Origin of the sequence: Sphingobacterium sp. UME9 (genome assembly GCF_014170215.1) — a bacterium.
GTDB classification, from domain to species: domain Bacteria; phylum Bacteroidota; class Bacteroidia; order Sphingobacteriales; family Sphingobacteriaceae; genus Sphingobacterium; species Sphingobacterium paramultivorum.
In genome coordinates, this window is sequence record NZ_LZZP01000005.1 from 626343 (window position 1) to 643991 (window position 17649).

Sequence of the window (17649 nt, forward strand, 5' to 3'; positions counted from 1 at the left end):
TTGGTTATTGGGTTCTTTTTAGGATGTCCTCCGCAATCTGAACGTCGGAACGATCCGTTGCAAACTCCGGCAGATCGGGGTTATCACTTTGCAGGCGATCACGGTTCTTGGCCAATAAAAGGAATTTGGCGGCATAGTTCTTTTTGGCTTCCCATGCAGACAGTAGTTTTCTATGCTCCCCAAGCAAACGGTGATAGGCCATGATACGGCTGCCTCGGTCAAGTGTGGTCGTTCGGGCTGCTTCCAACCGTTCTTTGAGCTCTGCACGTTCTTCGCTGTACCATTCCAATAGACCTTTATTTCTCAAATAATCCCCGACGTCCGGTGAAAGTCCGGCGAGCGGATCGGTCTCTGTTCCGTCAATAAGGTTTCCAAATTCCTTGCGGTAATACAGGAGCCATAAGGGATCGGCATCCGTGACCAGACCGGAATAATTGAGGGCTTCGGTCACCGCCACATTTCGAATCGTGTCGGCGTGTTTTTTATAGGCTTCGTCCGTCTGTTGCATGGCCAGTACCATACCCATGCGCAAGGTCTGCGGGCCTGTACCGCTCAACGGTCGGCGGTCTGTCTTGGGGTAGTTGGGATGCCACGCCCAGGTGAGCCAATATTGATAGTTGAGACCGAGAAAGCCGCTTGTCGGCGTAAACTTCTTGCGGTCCCATTGCTTATGAACCATGCGTTCCTGTTGGTTCACGATATGTTTATCGGTCTGTCGCTTCACGTTCTGGGCCATCGTTCCCGTGGAAAATAGGAACAGCAGTAGCCAAATGATATTTATCTTTTTCATCTTTAGTCCTTTAGTAGATAATAGTTCCGTATGATCTCGTCCGCTTTGCGTTTGTCCATGTTGATAAAGTTTCGGTATGGGTTCGCCATTTTCAGTACGCCGTTGATCTTTGCGTAATACATTGACCTCTCCATGCTGAATACCAATGCCCGGATTACTTTCAGTTCCAGAATGATCTTGCGCATGAGGTGGTCTCTTTTTTCGTAGTCCATCAGCACGTTTTTTCCCTCTTGTAGAACAAACTCGGAGACTTCGGCGGCAAGGTTTATGCCCCTGTCTTTGAGCTGGCGGGCGACGTCCTCGGCAAAGAGCAGTAACCACGGTTCACCTTTGGCAGTTTCGAGCATTTTGGTGCTGTGGTTGGCGATGTCCTGAACAAGCCTTGAAATATGGAGCGCGGAACGGCCGGATTTCAATGCCCGATCCACTTCGGTCAATGATCGGTGGATCATGTTCTGCACCAGCACCACGGAAGAAAGGTTGACGTTAATATTGTCGATCCGTCCGCGGATGTTGCCGAGCATATTGTTATGGGCCTGTTCGGAAACCAACCTGACCGCACCGTTCTCGTTTACGATGGCAAGGTGCTTGGCATCATAGACTATCGTCACATAGCTTTGGGCGAAAGTCATCTTTGAAAGACAGATAAACAGCAGGATTATGAGTTGTGTTTTCATGGCTTAAATTCCTCCAATTGCCTTAAAATATTATCGACAATACGCTTGTCCTCATTGATATAACCGGAAAACGGATTGAGGGAGTCGAGCAGTTTTTTTCGTGTCGAATAGTACAGCGTAGCTGCAAGCCCCCGTGATGCTCCTGCGATCTTCCGAAGCTCCTGCAGGACGTGTCCGTAAAGTATTCTCCTGTCGCTTGCTTTCATCTGGTTAAGGTCACCGATACTGATAAAAAGTCCGGTCAGGTAGCGTGCGAGCTGCACGGCTTTTTCTGCCATATCTTTTTCTGCATCGATGGCAAGCAAAAGAAATTCGGGGTGTGTGGAAACGATACCTATAATCCTTTTTTGTTGGTTTATGATCTCGGTGACAATTGGCGCAGATTCAAGCCCCATACTAAGCCCCTGCAATGCTGTTCCCAAAACCTGAAAACGGCTGTGCAACTGCCGATAGCGGGTTTTGAGCTTTGCCGTTTCTTCTCGGTTTACTTCCTCGTTGGCCGAGGTAATGGCCTGTCTGTTTCTTGCGGTGATCTGACGGTCGTATTCATCTTTGCTGTGTTCGACCAATTGGTGGAGCAGTTCCACGTTGAGCTGTGCATTTGCTCTGGTCAAAGCGATGACCAAAAGCAAGAGGGTCAGGATAAAGTATCTCATCGTTTGAGCAATTTTGAATTACGGATAATGTCATCGGCAATCTGTTTGTCGATATTGATAAAACCTGCGTATGGATTAAGGGAGTTAAGGATACCGCGCTGTTTCGCCCAATACATACTTCTGTGCATCCCAAAGGCCACGCCTCGCAGGATGGTCAATTCGGTACGTATCCGGTTGAGTAGTTTTGCCCGTTCGCCTGCATCCATCAGGTTATCCTTTCCACCTTTCAGTACAAATGCGCTGACCTCGGCAGACAGGTTCGTCGCCCGTGTCTTAAATTCCCGTGCGCCCGCTTCGGCAAATAGCAGGAGTGCCGGATTTCCTCTTGCGATGTTCATTGCCTTTTCTACGTCGTTAACGATGTCAAGGGAAATGCTGGCAATGTCCTTTACGGTGAGCAGGGAACGGACAACGCCGGAGACCTCGCTCAATCCTTTGTAAATCTTGTCCTGCAAATCGTTCACGATCAGGAGCTGTCCCGTGACGGCCATTTGTCCACGTTGGATAAGCGTGAGATTGTCGTTCACGTTATTGAGCTGGCTGTTCATCACTCCGGCATGGACACCCGTCGCGGCTGCCACGGCGGGGTCAATGTAAATCTGTCCCCTTGCGTAGAAAACAGCAAGGGACAGGATCGTTATTGCAATAATTCGCTTCATGTAAAATCAGGTTTAAAATATTCTCTTTGTGTTTCAACGGGTGCGTTGTTCTCGTTTACCCTTTGCACAAAATCGCCCAATAAAAGACCGCTCTTTTCCATGTCGGACACGAACGCCGTTAGGGCTTTTGGGTAGCTGCCATGATGTTTGGCGTAAATCTCCACGGCGCTTTTTTCGGGTTTTTCGGTCGTGAACGCCAAATGGTGGTAAATGCTGACCTCCACGCCGTAAACTTCCCCGACATTTCCCCGACGGATATAAAATTCGTTGAAACGGGCACGCCCCTCTTTGTTTTCAAGGCGGTTTATCGTGAAAATCTTTTTCTGTTCGGCTTCGGTGATGGAGAGCAATTCGGCGACCTTTCTAAAATCGGCTTCGTTCTGTTGCAGTAGGATGATGGTATCCGAATTGTTTATGATGCTGTCCTTGATAATGGGATTGCCGATGATGTCATTGATTTCCTGTGTTACCTCGATGATTTCCCCCCAGAACTTCCGTACGGTCTTGTTCAGGTATAAAAGGAAATTTGCCATCATTGGCGAGGAAATGGCCCGCCATGCTTCCTCCAAGATCAGTGTTTTCCGGCGGTTCTTCCGGTGGCGCATCTTTTGCACGAACAGATCCATTATAATCAGCGTTACGATTGGCAGGAGCGTCTTGTTATTCTGTATGTTGTCAATTTCATAGACTATGAACCGTTCGTTGAACAGTGATTGGTCGGCATCTTCGTTCAGTATCGCTTCGTATTCACCCCCTCTGTAAAACTTCTTTAATACAAACCGAAATTCCTCCACGTCAAAAGCGATGCTTTCTTCGTTCCTTATATCGGGGATTTTCTGAATGGCAAATTCATAAAAGGAATTGAAGTCCAACCTGTCTACACGGTCTTCGATAGCCTTATCGAAATGATGGGCGTAATAGGCTGAAATGACATTGGAAATTACGTCACGCTCGACGGTGGCTACCGTACCCTCGGAACCTTTCCAGAGCAGGCAGATCAACGTTATCAAAAAATCCTTTTTCTCGATGTTGTATTCTTCCTCGCTGATCGCAAAGGGGTTCATCGTGATGGGTTTTTGCTCCGAATAGGTGATGTACTTTCCTCCGTATGTACTGCAAAGACCGGAATAGGAATGCCCCACGTCCACGATCACCACGTCCATGTTGTATTGCAGGTACTGTTGGACGATCGCATTTATGGCATAACTCTTACCCGTGCCACTGCTCCCTAACACGAAGCGATTTCGATTTTTTATACGGCCTGTCCTCATAACCAAATCCGATGGGTCCAGCGCCACGGGCACCCCTTGACGGTCGGTAAACCTTAGCAGAAACTCCGATGGTTCGTCGGTCGGCAACCGTTCCTTGAAAAAGAAACAGAGGGCGGCATTGGCCGTCGTCAGGAACCAATCGTACTTTTTCAGTTCCACGCCGACGCCCGGCAAAGCACACCGGAACAGTTCCAATTGGTTGTAAGCATTGCGTGATGGAATGATCCCCTGTTGGAACAGGGCGGCTTCGATAAAATTGGCCGTTTTGTCGATCTTGTCCGTATCGGCACATACGATCATGGAATAGTGCGCATTTACCAACAGCTGGTTGTCACGTGCCACGTCCACCAGTAAACGGTCGATGTCCTCCACGCACATGAGGTTTGCCGGATCGGGTACGCTCGAATGCCTTTTACGTTTTACTTCAAGTTTGCCAAGCGCGATCTGTTGGCTGGGTATTTCCAATAGCTGGTTATAGATAATGGTGCGATAACCCGGAACATTGTGCAGGAAAAACAGGTTGTCCACTGGAAAATCACGCATCCCGTTCGTTTCATTTTTGGCCGTAAACGTGCCGACTTTTTCGGGCAGGTCAACCGAATCGGTGTTGACCATGCTGATACAGCGTACGGCCCGGTCACCGATCCGCAACTCGCGGTCTGCACACCGGAGATTGTCCAACGTGATGTGTGGCTGTTCAAACTCCACGGCGAGCACCCTGTTTACAAAACGGTTTATTTCCGCTTCGGTAAGGTATGCGGGGTTAAGTGCGGTGCCGGAAAGCAGGTCAAATACTTTCGCCATGTTCTGCCCGAAAGTGGCCAGTATCTTTTTGTCATAGGTGTAGAATGCCCCTTTTTTGACCAGACGGGTAACGGTCAGGTAGGTTCTGATCTCGGTATATTCCCGACCCTTGAAATGTTCTTGGTATTTCTGTTCCAAAAACTCGGTTGCGGGTTTGGGCTGGTATTTCCGTTTGATGAATACGTCGTGCTTTTGGATGATATGCCCCTCTCCAAGTATCTTGATGACGTTAAGCAATACCTGTTGGAAAGCGGTATAGGCTTCGGGATCGGCGCCATACTGTAAGACGGGATTGGTAAGTCGCATCACGACTGAAAAATCGCCACGGTCGCCGTACAGTATGGACATGCCCTGATAATGGTCGATACCCACATAGGGCATTTCAAAGGCTGTCTTTCTTTCTGTTTTCATAACTGATGGATAAATGGACGGGGTGGATAAATACGCCTCGGTGGCGGGTTTTGTCATGGAGACCGTTACCCTGTTTCATGAATGTATAGGCAAGTCCTGCACCCATCAGGGCAAGGGTGGCAAAGCCGCCCAGGATCAGGTTGGTCAGTGCGCCGATAAGTCCACCGATGGCCAGACCACCGATAAGCGAACCTATGCCCCAATAGATAAACTTGCCCTTGAAACCGCGGTAAATAAGGGGCTTTTGCAGCCCCTTATAGATTGGATAACGCCCGTGTGTCATACGCCGAAAAACGCTTTGATGACCACCGACACGAGTACCAAGAAAAGGCAGGAACCTCCCCACGACATCAGTTCCTTGTTGATGTCCTGATCTCCGCTGTTCCACTTGATGTACACCCGTATTCCCCCAATGAGCCCGACGACCGCGCCGATGGCCAGAATGAGCGTCGAAATGGGGTCTACGTAGCTGGTCAATGATGATGTGGCGGCATCGATACCAACTGTACCACCTTGCGCGAACGTTGATTGGGCCGCGGAAAGGCAAAGCGCGGCCATTGCAAACAGTTTTTTAGTGTTTACTGTCATAGAAATAATGGATAAAAAGTGAATAAAAAATGATTGGATTGTTAGTTTACCCCGAACAGGGCCTTTAGTGCGGCGCCGACGAGCGATAGGAAAAGGCAGGAAAAGAACCATCCCATGACCTGTGCATCGATGTGATGCTTGCCGGACTGCCAGTTGCTGTACACCCGCAAACCGCCGAGCAGCCCGCACACGGCGCCGATGACAAAGGCAAGGTCAGAGAAGTTGTAATACCACGTATTGACTTCCTTGCGTACTTCCCTAAATTCGGCAAGACCGGGCTGGGCGGTTGTGTACAGGGCAAAAAAAATGACAGTAAGGAATACTGCCAAAAAGCGGATTGGTCGCATAATGGATTTAATAAGGGATGGTTTTGGTGTACTCGATAACGTCGTTCTGTACGAGCGATACGAGCTGCTTTAGGTTTATGCCTCCCGTGGATTGTAGGGGGCCGGACGAGATAACGGGTTTCCCCTCGGTTACCATAGGTTCGTTTTCTCTTTTGGATGGTTCGGGGATAACCCTTTCGGGTGGGGAATCTTCATCAAATGTCAATTCGTTTCCTCCATCGGCCGCCCGTGGAGCGCAGCGGTGGATAAACAGGTCATACAGTACGTTTAGGGCATAGTAAATGCCATAGATGGCGATAACGCCGAGCAGGAATTGTGTCCAGTTCATAGATCAAGGGTTTTAATGTGTTCTTTGATGTATCGGGTGAGTTCGGGATGGGTTTTTAGGAATTGGTGCAGGCTGTAAGATATGATCTTGGTCATGTCGATACCTTTGGCAACTTTCAGTTGTTTGAGCAGAAAAAGGGTTTTGTCGTCCAGACGGATCAGTAACCGTTCACGTCCGGTCAGTTCATGGTTCTGGATACTTTCAAACAGGCGTTCCAGCGTTTCCGTTTTTTTCTTTGGCGTGTCCTTTGGTGGTTCTGCCGGGGGGATTTCATTTGACTGTGGCGGTTTCCCTTTCCGCATGGAATCCCGAAGCTCGTCGGCAAGGCTTTTTATTCCGCTCATAATGGTTCCTCCTTAGCAATGTACTGTTCATAGATCAGGTCTAAGAGCGGCAGGATAACGGGATATAGGATGATCGGTGTCTGGAATGTATTTACCCGTTGGAAGTCGATACGGTCTGGCAGACCGGGTGCGACCGTGCCGAAACCGCGCAGGACATTTTCGACTTCCGTCCGTGTTTCGTACTTGACGGTGTTTTTGATACGGTTCGGCACGAAAATCAGGGGCGCCCGCTTGTTGATCCTGCCGATGACCATTGCAAACAGCAATGTGGAGTCCACCGAAAATTCGTCAAAGGCAAACGGACAGATCACCGCATCGGCGGCGGCAAATATGGGGATCAGCCCATCGTCGTCCATCTTGCCCGGCAGGTCTATCAGTACGATTTCGTTACGTGATTTTCCCAGCTTCCGTTGCATTGCCGGAAAATGGCTAAGGTCTGCGGGTACGATTTCGTACAGCGGTTCATTTTCCAAAATCTTAGCTTTCTCCGCTTTGGCGGAAAGTGATTGCTGATAGTCCATATCGAGCACCGTAACCCGCCGTTCCTGTTGTTGGGTCAGGTAGTTGGCGAGCAGCAGGGTGAGCGTACTTTTTCCGGCCCCGCCTTTTTGGTTTCCTATAAGTATGAGCATAGTGCATGGGTTTAATGGTGATGTTGGTAAAGTGATGTCAGCGGGTATTTGTGCGGGCTTTACGCTTACGTCTCCGGTTACGTCCGTGGATTGCCTCGTCGTCGATGTCGTCCGAAATGTCGATCTGGATATTGGGTATCCATTGCTCGGATGTTCCCTGTACATGATCGGTATAGATGGCTGTTTCTTCGGACGGCGATTTCTGTTCCTTTTCGTTTTGTTCAGCTCTGTCCACTTTAGTTTCTGCTTTGGCCGATATTTCAGGGGTGTCCTGCGATGGTGCGATAAATTCTGCCAACGGCATGAGGTCTTTGCCCTTGTAGACCATTTTCCTCGAATGGTCGATGACGGTATAACCGTATGGCGGTTTTCCGTCCTTACCGTGGAATATGATCTGTACCCCGAATTTGTCCGATAGCATCTGCGCCATTGCGGACGTGTAGCCCGATGGGGCGGACGATCTACTACCGGGAAGCGGGGTCGTAACATGTACGACCGCCGGATCGTACTGGCCACGGTACTTGGCAAAGACCGCGCGGAGCTGTGCCAGCCGACCGATGTCTTTACTGAATGTGCCGATTTTGGCGTCCACCTGTTCCAATGAGACCGCGCCTTGTCTTTTGCCGTAACGGCTGATCTGATATACCCCATCGGAAAGTTTAAGGGAATATCCTTGCGCTTCAAGTATCATCATGAATTGCGCCCGTGTGGAGAAACCATAGCTCAACGCTTTTTCGATGTTCTTATCGACCTCCTGTTTTTCATCCACGCCGACAATACGGTTCAGTATCTCGTAGGCACGGATTTTCTCGAAGCTGTCGTTTATCTTTTTGCCGTCCCGGTCTACACGTGTAGACACGACATGGATATGGTTGTTCGCCGTGTCCTTGTGGAATACCAACAAATAAGGCTGTTCGCCGTAGCCCATTCCTTTCAGCCATTGTTCGGCGATGGCTGTAAGTTGTTGCTTGTTATGGGAACGTCCTTTGCAGGAAATGACGGCGTGGAGCTGTGGGTACTTCGTCCGTTTACTGGCTGCGGATTGGGCTTCCAGATAATTGACGTAATCTTCCGGGCGGAGACTTTGCAGGGCCTGCAAGGCACCGAAACCCGATACTTTCATCAGCTCGCCTTTGTCCTTGTCCACTTTGTTCGTATTGTACCGCACCCCTTTGAACGTGGTTGAGGGGTCAAGTATCTTGACGATCATGTCTGCCCCCTTATAAGCCTAATGAGCTGCCGGACGGACTGTTCCAATTCCCGTTGCAACCTGACATATTCGGTAAGCAAAGGGACAAGGTCACGGATAAGGACAGCGCGCAGCATTCCCTGTTGTTGCAGGGTATTGGCATGCCTTGCCAATTGGTTGATGTTGTTGCCGGATCGGCCGATCTCTGTACCGATACCGTCCAGCAGTTTCATGATCTCGGTGGTATTGACCAGCATCTTTTTGGAATGTTGGAGCACACGGATACGCACGATGTCCGCGCGGCTTAGGCCAAGTGCTTTTTCAAGTTCGAGAAACTGCGCCCGTTCCGCTTCGCTCAACCGGAGCTCAAAGCGTCGGGTACGCTGTTCATGGGCTGTGGGTTTTCGGTTTCCTTTTTTGTTTTTCATGGTACTTGATGGTTCAAGGTGACGGACTGGATTGCCCTAAAGATTTCAAGGGCAACCTGCGGAACGATGGCGTTGCCGTAGGCTTTTATACTTTCTGCCCGCCACGCAGGAAAGGTAATTCCGTCCAGTCTTTCGGAAAGCCCATCATCTCGGACACAAAACGGGGGTTCACTTGGCCATCCCGTCCATAGGGGAATGTCGTGCCATCGATCTGCTCCGCTGTCGGCAGCACTTTCAGTAAACGCTTCTGTATTTCGTTCGGCATCCTCTCGGCTATTTCCTCTGCCGGGCTCCATAGGGAGATCAGGGCATGGTACACCAGAAAATCCGTCAGGGAAACCTGACCGCCGTTGCCCCGTTCGTTCTTCCTGTCCTTTAGCCGTCGTCTGTCCTGCGCCTGTTCCATCGTTGTTTTTATATTGCTTATCTCGGTGGCGGTCGGCGTGGGCAACAAACCAAACCCGATCCCGTTGGTGTGGAGCGCCAACGGCAGCAGCCGGAATACACAAAACGATTGGTGTGCCGTCTTCAAGTGTCGGAAGTACATATCCTGCTGATCCGATTTCTGAAATGATGCTTCCGATAACCCGTCGTTGGAGCCGGATAATGGTACTTGTTGCAGGTTGCTCACTGTCCTGACAAAAAAGCTCAACCGCTTTGATCTCCATTTCAGAAAGACTATCGGGTTCGAGAATGGTGAACAGTCCAGTAACGTTTTCAAGAACAATCCACTCCGGCCGTGCTTCCTTAATAATTCGGATAGTCTCCGGGAAGAGGTAACGGTTATCTTTCGCCCCCTTTCTCCGTCCGGCCTGACTGAACGGTTGGCATGGAAAACCTCCGCTGATGACGTCGATATGTCCTCGATAGTGAGCTGCCCGAAAATCGTAGATGTCTTCATAGTGTGTTGTATTTGGCCAATAGTGTTTGAGAACGGTTCGGCAGAATGGGTCTTTCTCGCACGAGAAAACGTTTCGCCAACCCATCCATGAAGCGGCGATGTCAAAACCGCCGATGCCCGAAAAAAGGCTACCGTGTCTTAGCATGGTGATGGTTTTAAAGGTTTATGGATGTTTTGCCGTTATCGGCGTATGTGGTACGCTGTGCAGGAGAAAAAGGGAGTTGCGACCTTTTTCCTACCCTGGTACAGACCCGCTCCATCGGAGCCGGGATGTTCCGGGGCAAGTTGGTTTTTGTGGGTACGGCCGAGGTACGAGAGCCGTACGTACAAAAACACAACTTGCACACTACAAAACAAAAAACAGGGGTTATACTGCAAGGGGCAAAAAAGTGGGTTTTGGGGGTGTTTTTCGCATATAGATTCGGGAATGACCGATTGATAAACTCCGTTTAAATGGGGCATATATCCATATATACAGCTATCGGTATAGGTGTTTATTTGGATAGCTGTATATCGGCATGTGTAGTTATCTGAATATCTATATATATGGATATGTGGCTATATATATCCATATCGCTACCTATCTGGATATACTTATATCGGGATATATGTATATCTATATGTATTGCTATCTGCATAGCTGTCTATCGGAATATATGAATATCTGTATATCGGGATGGCTATATAGATAGCTATCGGTATATACCTATATCCGGTTATCTATATAGCTGAATAACCGATTTCAACCCCAAAAAAAATCAACGTTTGGGGCCTGCCCGTTGGTGCTGTAATTCCTGCTCATTTAGGGCAGCCCTTAGCATATCGTTGTAATCTTTGTACTCCCCATAAACACCGGATCGGTCTTTGGCCTGTGGTACGGCTTCGATCAGTCTTTGGGTACAATTGCGGCCGGGATCGTCATTGTCGAAATACACGTCCACGGTGGGTATGCCTTTCACTCGCTCGATGGCATTCTTTAATTGGACAATGGAGTTTAGGACAATGGCGGTCGGTGCAGGATTTGGTCTGTTTACTTTGAGCCAACTTAAATAGTCCATATACCCCTCAAAGAGAACGGCATGGTCTGGATTGCCGGGGATCACGGATATACCTTTCTTGCCGATACTGCTCTTGAAGCCTTTGGCATTGGTAAACTCCCAATTGTCTTGATCGTTCTTCCAGCCAATGGCGTAGAAAATGCTTTTATTTTCGTTATCAGGGCGGTTTCTGTAATAGATTTCGTGCAGGTGTCCATGTGCAACGTCCAATATCCCACGTTCTTCGAGGTATTTGGTCAGGACAAAGTTTCTGCCGACGGGCTGTGTTCGTACAAGTTCAAAGGTGTATCCTTTCTGCTCTTGTTCCGTTGTTGGTTTGACAGGTTTGTAGGCGGGTATCATGGACACCTGAATATCGCAGGTATCCTTTATTTTGTTGAGTACCTCGACAAAGGAGAGCTGGGGCCAGTAGGCAAGGCCGAGCTGGACGATACTACCGCCCTGTATGCCTGTCGAGTTTGGGCCACCTCGGTCGATCCATTTTCCACCCTCATCCCATACGGTAAGGGATGGCGTATCTTGCTTGGTTTCCCTTAGCATACTGTGGTAAAAGAGTTCCTTGCCCGTTTTCCGTACCGGATGGTGGCCGAGCCGGGCCAGAAAGTCCGAAATTGGGATTTCCCGCAGGTCGTCCACGTTTACATATTTTGACATAAGCAGGGATTGGATAATTAAAGGGGTATAACTTCGGTATGTGGTAGTTTGTCCGCGAATACTTCTTTCGCTGATTGGTACCCGGTCCTCGTACCATAGACATAGAACAGTACCTTTCCAAAATGGCTGGCACGTTTCAGTGCTGCGGATAAAAATTCGGGATGGTTCAATATCAGAACCGATGCGTATTGTAGATGCTTGTCATTCCGTCTTTTCAGATAGTCCACATATTCGGGGAATATGGCAAGCACGGAGCGGCTTCCCGAATTAAAGGTCATTCCCTTTGTGCCGATACAGCCTGTATAATTTTGGGCACGTACTTCCCAGCCTCCGTTTTCATTCAACCAACCTGCGGCACAAAAGTCCTTTCGCTTACCCTTTTGATCGGTTACATAATAATGGACTTCTCGGATGTTCAGATCGGCGAGTTCCCAAAGACCGCTTTCCATCAGAAAATCGGTAACCTCATTGTTGTATCCCAATGGGCGAGAACGGGCGACACGATAATCGGGTATCTTGGTTGCTTTGCGTTTGCGCAAGGGTCTATCTTTTTTAGCTGATTGGGTCTGTATCTCCCGAAGTTTTTCTTCGATCCGTTCGGTAGATAGATCAGGCCAATAGGTACGGGCAAAATCCATGAGGTTGCCACCTTTGCCAAGTGAGCTGTCAAACCAGCTTTTAAATTGTTGATTGACCGTTAGGACAATTTTGTTATTGGTTCGCTTTCCGAACACACTGGCGTACCCAAATTCATCGCCGTTGATCGATACAGGTTCATGCCCCAATGTTTTGAGCAGGGTTACGAGGTCGGGCGTTTCGTTGGATGGTGTGTTGCTTTTATAAGATGTCATAAGAATTGTTTTTGATGTGATGGATAGGATTATAAATAGCGCATAGCCTCGCGGGATTTGCTCACGGCTTCGATCTCCATGCGGTCGATTCGCCATGCGGCGGAGTGGTCGCCGTCCTTTCGCGGCGTGATGAGTCCCAGACCGATCCAATGCTCTACATTCTTTCGTCCGTACCGTTTGAATGCCTCCGATTTTTTAAGGTACGGCCTGATATGGCCGGTTTTGGACAGGGCCAGTTTTGCGCCCATTTCGGCGGCATAAGAAAGCAATGTCTGCAATTGCAGAGGTGTCAATAATATGTGCATAGCTTCTTTGGGGTTTAATGGTTTACTGATAAGGGGAAAAGGGATTTCCCATGATGGAACCGGCAACGGGCAACGAACCCGAAATGATCCGCTCTTGCCGATTAGGATAAGTTGTCGGAGCTACTCACGTCAGTCCGTACGGACCGGGCTACTGCCTGCCAATGCGCTTTCAGCATATTGGTATCGCCAAGTATTGGCTTACCTCACTTTCGCAAAATTTCCTGTTCCTCGCAGGATAATGCTTCACTCCTCAATGTCAAAGACCGTCCATGCTCCGCTATCGCAGCGGATGCGATTACCTGTCTCTTGCGGGCAGGTTGGTGATCTGATTGCTCGAAGCCGCAACGGCTTCGAGTTCCGATCTGTCAAAAAAGATTTGGGAAGTGTCGGTAGGTTGTTGTTCCTTGGTCGGCTGCATTTTTTAGCAGCGTTGCCAGTTCCATGTACTTCATTCTTCCCGATGGGTTTACTCTCCCATTCGGGTACAAAGCACGAAAACGGGCTAACGCAAAAACAGTGTAAGGGGGTGAAAGAAACGTTTCACCCTTGCGCTAAAAAGCGGATTTAAACAGTCTTAAAGTTAGTTTTTAGGATTTTTCAAAAGTGGAGTATTTTATGGGGAGAGGTTCTAAATTGATTGGAAAAGCAGTAGAAATGTGGAGACAATTTGGGAATGGTTTGGTATTGGAAAGAATGTAATATAACCTGTCTTACTGCCGTTAAGAAATAGAAACGTCATCTTTCACATTTGAATTGAAAAATTTGTGATGATAGGATATTTATTTTTAATTTACACCACGTAATCTAATTTGACAAATGACATCAACAGACATATTCCTAACCCAAATCCAGAGTGATGTTGAATTTATACAGCGTGCGAAACGTATGGGGTTGGAAACGCTGGGCGATATTATGGATATTAAGCTACCCGATCTGCGAAAGAAAAAAGATTTCACTTATCTATGGTATGCCGATCTGTTGGCGATGCTGGATAAACGAGGACTTCTCGAAGAATTTGAACGGAGACAGCTTTGAATTTTACGCTATCTGGTAGGTGCTAAAAAAGAAAAAGGTATCTTCATGGATTAGATTCTTTATCACGTTGGGTATTATGATGCTCATTCAGCCAATTGACCATCCCAATCAAATGCCCCTTAACTTTATTTGCTGTTGAGTATTCGATATTGGTAGATTTCTTTTGCAGGCTTTCAGCCGAAATAAAGGGTGTCTTAGGTGTACGATAGTGTCGAGCATAGTACGCAAACGTGCGTCCGACATTTTCTTTAGGCAAAATCCCTCTCTCCATAAACAACCTCACGAATACTCCTAATTGAGTAACAGGTACGTTTACTTCCATACGTTCGTTTTCCTCGGTGAGTTTATGATCTTCAATTTCAGATCGGCGCAACTCCATCCGTTGTTGAAGATATGCTTTCTTCTCTTTTAGGAATACCCTCAATTGTTCCCTAATGGACTCGTCTTCCGTCATCCATCTCAAAGCTGTTCGTGGGGGCAATCCGTTTATTCGATCCTCAAATCCGATCAGTATTTCCATTTGCCCGTGCAGACTTGGCGTGTCCACGAGCACTCGATTACAATTAATAATGCAGTAGTTGAAAAAAGCAGGTGTATTAAAATCATATTGGTATAAGAGGTTTTCTATCTCCATCGTTGAATAGCTTTCCGAATCTTCAAGTCTGTCCAATATTAGACAGGCATAATCCAGATCGGATTTCTTTATTTGCTTTTTTCGGATATGAGATTGCAAGCCGGATAATAAGAGCTCACTTAATTGTTTATCTATATTGGCGTTTTCGATTTTTTTACGGACGACCTCAAACTTTTGGTTTAACATGATCCTTATGTTGGATAATGAATAGTTTGTTATAGGAAGTCCTAATTGGATTTCTCTGTCAAAGCCTCCACACATTTCCATAAGTGACCCCAATAAAGAAAGAACGTGTTGATAAATATTCCGTATGTAGTTTGGAAAACGGCCTGTAGTCCATAATGTTGACAGTTTAGTTAGATAGGCATAAATTTTATTGCTCACCTCTATTATTTGAATAAGGTAAATTCTCGCAACTTTCTCTGAATTGCCAAGCTGTTCAATAAAATAGGGCCGAAACTGCTTAATCTCTTTCTCTAAATCGGCCATTAATCGATAAAGAATATCGTGTTCTTCGTAGGCATTTAGTTTACTGGGATGCAAACTGTCTTCCAATGTGTACAGCCAATTCATTGTAACTCCTTCCATAACCACAAAACTTATAATCTGACATACAACTAAGGTTTTTTAATAAAATCCAAAATAGGGCGAACCAAAAGTGGTTACAAGTACAACTTTTGGTGTTCCCTTTTGTGCCCGTGGTTATTAAGGCGAAATTAAGATGGAGTGTAGAATATTTTTAGGCTAATATTCTTTGATTTTCTCTATGATCCGCTCCAATGTTTCGATGGCAATCTGCCTATCTCTTTCCTCTGGACTATAGGCTTTGCTCCGCATCGCTCCATGAGAAATATCTTCTTTGTATGGGGTAGATAGATAAGGGGCTATAGTTTTAAAAACCTCATTTAGCGATTTGGCTTGAATAATTCTTAGATCGTCTGTCGCTCGAAGTATCAATGCCATTTGATCGGTCGAAAGAACACAAAGGACTTTTTGTTTTGGTATTTGTTCATTACTATTGTTCGTTCCTACGATCCCTTGTAATGGTAATACGACTAATCTCAATTTCTTTTCTAAGTAAACAATTTCTTGCGAAAACCAATTGCCTATAACAGCATCTAAGTCCCGATATTTAGGATTAAGTTTCATATCGGGCTTACGATGCAATTGGTTATATGCTTTATAGTAATATAATAATTTATCCATTTTTTCTACGGGCTGTCCATAACGATTAACTTCGTTCGCGAGCCGATCAGTAAGCAAATTCATAAATTTCTTACTGTTGAAATTCAAGTATATAAGCAACTGTTCCAATGGGGAAAAGTCATCACGGTCATTTTGTGTCCAGTCGATTTGTTCTAATCCATTTGTAAGCTCCCTTAAATACAGGACAACCCTAAAAGTCAATTCATAAGGATGTGAGGGCGTCGTCACAAAATGTGTCAACTTTTTAACCAACAATTTCACAACCGGATCATCTGATACACACTTCTGTAATCGGTCGGCCTTAATCTTAAGTTCATGTTTGGTCACGTCAAAATAGGTGACTGGCACCCTCTCATCAAGACTAATATATTTGGAAAAACGTGTTTCTAAAAAAGACAGCAGTTCGTCAAGATTAGTTAGCAGTGCTTTGTTTAACCTGTGTACCGCTTTGATATTTGGGTCTGTGAATTTTTGGTTCTTAATTATTTGGTCAAGCAATGCTATCAATGAAGCATGGTACTGCTTTATAAGTAGGTCTATTTCGTTTTCCTTGTTGATGGAGAAAACTTGACTTTTTATAAGTGATTGCAAACGCAAGTTTTCTTCACTCAAACGTCTTTCGATTTGTTCTGCCAGTTCTTGGGGAATCGCAGAAACGTCCGTTTTAGATGGATTTAATGTAACCATAACCATCAAGTCTAACCATTCTAAAGGATACTTTCCATGTTCCATAATAAACCCGCACAACGCTTACTTTCTTATCAGTTCCAAAAATTCATCAAATAAATATCTTGCATCATGAGAACCGGGCGTACTTTCGGGATGATATTGTACCGAGAAAGCTGGCTTATTCTTTAATCTGATGCCCTCGATAGAACCGTCATTGAGATTTACATGAGTTATTTCAACCGAGCCTTTGGCTTTTTCCACGTCTTCCGGTTTGATACCGAATCCATGATTTTGGGTAGTGATTTCGCTCTTGCCTGTCCTAAGATTCAGTACAGGGTGGTTCAATCCTCTATGTCCGTGGTGCATCTTAAAAGTGCCAATACCTGCGGCACGGGCTAACAGTTGGTGACCAAGACAGATACCGAATAATGGTTTTTCTGTTTGCAAAATACTCTTTACCGTTTCGACTGCATAATCCATCGCAGCGGGATCACCCGGCCCGTTTGATATGAAATAAGCATCGGGGTTAAATTCAGTTATTTGCTCAATGGTACTTTTTGCAGGGAAAACCTTAATAAACAATCCTCTCTCTGCCATATTATGCAACATGCTCCGCTTGACACCAAAATCAAGCAATGCAAGTTTATAAGGTGCATTTTCTTCACCAAAAGTATAAGGCTCCTTTGTCGAGACAATAGATCCCAACTCCAACCCCCCCATTTTCGGAATGGCGTCAAGAGCCTGTTGCAATTCTTCCTTAGTGGTCAACTCCGAACTGACCACGCAATTCATCGCCCCCTTGCTTCGGATATGGTTGACAAGCGCCCTCGTATCAATATCCTGAATGGCGACAATTCCATTCTCTATCAAGTAGTCTCCGAGCGATTGGGTGGCAGTAAAACGGGAATAGCGCTCTGTCAGATTTTTACAGATAAGTGCCTTAATCTTAATCCCCGCAGATTCTATATCGTTTTCATTTATGCCATAGTTGCCAACGTAGGCCGTATTCATTATCAAAACCTGACCGGAATATGAGGGATCGGTAAAGACCTCTTGATAACCTGTCATGCCTGTGTTAAAACAGAGCTCTCCGCCCGAAGTACCTATTTTACCAAAAGCCTTTCCTTTAAGCAATGTACCGTCTTCAAGGTACAAGTATGCCATAGTATTTTTATTTGCTGTCTGCATTTAATATCTCTTTTTTTATTACCA

General features: G+C 46.6%; 22 protein-coding genes. 1 reads left to right on the plus strand and 21 read right to left on the minus strand.

Annotated elements, in window-relative coordinates:
* Positions 1-4: 4 nt before the first annotated feature.
* The 18 genes from A9970_RS11150 to A9970_RS28670 all read right to left on the minus strand — a co-directional run bounded on the left by A9970_RS11150 (position 5) and on the right by A9970_RS28670 (position 13311).
* Complete coding sequence (locus A9970_RS11150; protein WP_182982317.1) at positions 5-790, minus strand: hypothetical protein; 786 nt, start codon at positions 788-790, stop codon at positions 5-7.
* 2 nt (positions 791-792) lie between these two features.
* A complete protein-coding gene (locus A9970_RS11155) occupies positions 793-1467 on the minus strand; it encodes a hypothetical protein (protein ID WP_182982318.1) in 675 nt (224 codons plus the stop codon).
* Positions 1464-2123, minus strand: a complete 660-nt coding sequence (locus A9970_RS11160; RefSeq protein WP_182982319.1) for a hypothetical protein — start codon at positions 2121-2123, stop codon at positions 1464-1466. Before A9970_RS11160 ends, A9970_RS11155 begins: the two co-directional genes overlap by 4 nt.
* Positions 2120-2782, minus strand: coding sequence for a hypothetical protein (locus A9970_RS11165; protein ID WP_182982320.1), 663 nt, complete (start codon positions 2780-2782; stop codon positions 2120-2122). Before A9970_RS11165 ends, A9970_RS11160 begins: the two co-directional genes overlap by 4 nt.
* Positions 2779-5268, minus strand: a complete 2490-nt coding sequence (locus A9970_RS11170) for a TraG family conjugative transposon ATPase (protein ID WP_182982321.1) — start codon at positions 5266-5268, stop codon at positions 2779-2781. The genes A9970_RS11165 and A9970_RS11170 overlap by 4 nt, the downstream gene beginning before the upstream one ends.
* Positions 5240-5551, minus strand: a complete 312-nt coding sequence (locus A9970_RS11175) for a DUF4133 domain-containing protein (RefSeq protein WP_182982322.1) — start codon at positions 5549-5551, stop codon at positions 5240-5242. The genes A9970_RS11170 and A9970_RS11175 overlap by 29 nt, the downstream gene beginning before the upstream one ends.
* Positions 5548-5856, minus strand: coding sequence for a DUF4134 domain-containing protein (locus A9970_RS11180; protein WP_028069947.1), 309 nt, complete (start codon positions 5854-5856; stop codon positions 5548-5550). Before A9970_RS11180 ends, A9970_RS11175 begins: the two co-directional genes overlap by 4 nt.
* A gap of 41 nt (positions 5857-5897) precedes the next feature.
* Complete coding sequence (locus A9970_RS11185) at positions 5898-6203, minus strand: DUF4134 domain-containing protein (protein ID WP_182982323.1); 306 nt, start codon at positions 6201-6203, stop codon at positions 5898-5900.
* Between the two features lie 7 nt (positions 6204-6210).
* A complete protein-coding gene (locus A9970_RS11190) occupies positions 6211-6531 on the minus strand; it encodes a hypothetical protein (protein ID WP_182982324.1) in 321 nt (106 codons plus the stop codon).
* Positions 6528-6875 (minus strand): hypothetical protein, encoded by a 348-nt coding sequence (locus A9970_RS11195; RefSeq protein WP_182982325.1) that lies wholly within the window; start codon positions 6873-6875, stop codon positions 6528-6530. Before A9970_RS11195 ends, A9970_RS11190 begins: the two co-directional genes overlap by 4 nt.
* Entirely contained in the window at positions 6872-7507 is a 636-nt protein-coding gene (locus A9970_RS11200) for a ParA family protein (protein WP_182982326.1), read from the minus strand. The genes A9970_RS11195 and A9970_RS11200 overlap by 4 nt, the downstream gene beginning before the upstream one ends.
* Positions 7508-7544: 37 nt before the next feature.
* Positions 7545-8717, minus strand: coding sequence for a relaxase/mobilization nuclease domain-containing protein (locus A9970_RS11205; protein WP_182982327.1), 1173 nt, complete (start codon positions 8715-8717; stop codon positions 7545-7547).
* Positions 8714-8953, minus strand: a complete 240-nt coding sequence (locus A9970_RS11210; RefSeq protein WP_182982328.1) for a plasmid mobilization relaxosome protein MobC — start codon at positions 8951-8953, stop codon at positions 8714-8716. The genes A9970_RS11205 and A9970_RS11210 overlap by 4 nt, the downstream gene beginning before the upstream one ends.
* Positions 8954-9120: 167 nt before the next feature.
* A complete protein-coding gene (locus A9970_RS11215; protein ID WP_182982329.1) occupies positions 9121-10170 on the minus strand; it encodes a DNA cytosine methyltransferase in 1050 nt (349 codons plus the stop codon).
* A gap of 613 nt (positions 10171-10783) precedes the next feature.
* Positions 10784-11737, minus strand: coding sequence for a toprim domain-containing protein (locus tag A9970_RS11220; protein WP_182982330.1), 954 nt, complete (start codon positions 11735-11737; stop codon positions 10784-10786).
* 17 nt (positions 11738-11754) lie between these two features.
* Entirely contained in the window at positions 11755-12588 is an 834-nt protein-coding gene (locus A9970_RS11225; RefSeq protein WP_182982331.1) for a hypothetical protein, read from the minus strand.
* Between the two features lie 29 nt (positions 12589-12617).
* Positions 12618-12893: a hypothetical protein gene (locus A9970_RS11230; protein WP_182982332.1), complete on the minus strand. Its 276-nt coding sequence runs from the start codon at positions 12891-12893 to the stop codon at positions 12618-12620.
* A 295-nt stretch (positions 12894-13188) separates the two neighbouring features.
* Positions 13189-13311, minus strand: coding sequence for a hypothetical protein (locus tag A9970_RS28670; RefSeq protein ID WP_259655372.1), 123 nt, complete (start codon positions 13309-13311; stop codon positions 13189-13191).
* 398 nt (positions 13312-13709) lie between these two features.
* Between A9970_RS28670 and A9970_RS11235 the strand changes: the two genes are divergently transcribed.
* The gene (locus A9970_RS11235) at positions 13710-13928 is read left to right on the plus strand and encodes a hypothetical protein (protein WP_028069958.1); all 219 of its coding nucleotides are present in this window, start codon (positions 13710-13712) and stop codon (positions 13926-13928) included.
* A 43-nt stretch (positions 13929-13971) separates the two neighbouring features.
* On the opposite strand, the gene A9970_RS11240 is transcribed toward A9970_RS11235, so the two are convergent.
* The 3 genes from A9970_RS11240 to carA form a co-directional block, all read right to left on the minus strand.
* The gene (locus A9970_RS11240; protein WP_182982333.1) at positions 13972-15150 is read right to left on the minus strand and encodes a hypothetical protein; all 1179 of its coding nucleotides are present in this window, start codon (positions 15148-15150) and stop codon (positions 13972-13974) included.
* A gap of 156 nt (positions 15151-15306) precedes the next feature.
* On the minus strand, positions 15307-16500 hold the full coding sequence (locus A9970_RS11245) for a hypothetical protein (RefSeq protein WP_182982334.1): 1194 nt from the start codon (positions 16498-16500) through the stop codon (positions 15307-15309).
* Between the two features lie 18 nt (positions 16501-16518).
* Positions 16519-17601 carry a glutamine-hydrolyzing carbamoyl-phosphate synthase small subunit gene (gene carA / locus A9970_RS11250; RefSeq protein ID WP_220801578.1) on the minus strand — a complete coding sequence of 361 codons (1083 nt, stop codon included), beginning with the start codon at positions 17599-17601 and terminating at the stop codon, positions 16519-16521.
* Positions 17602-17649 lie beyond the last annotated feature (48 nt).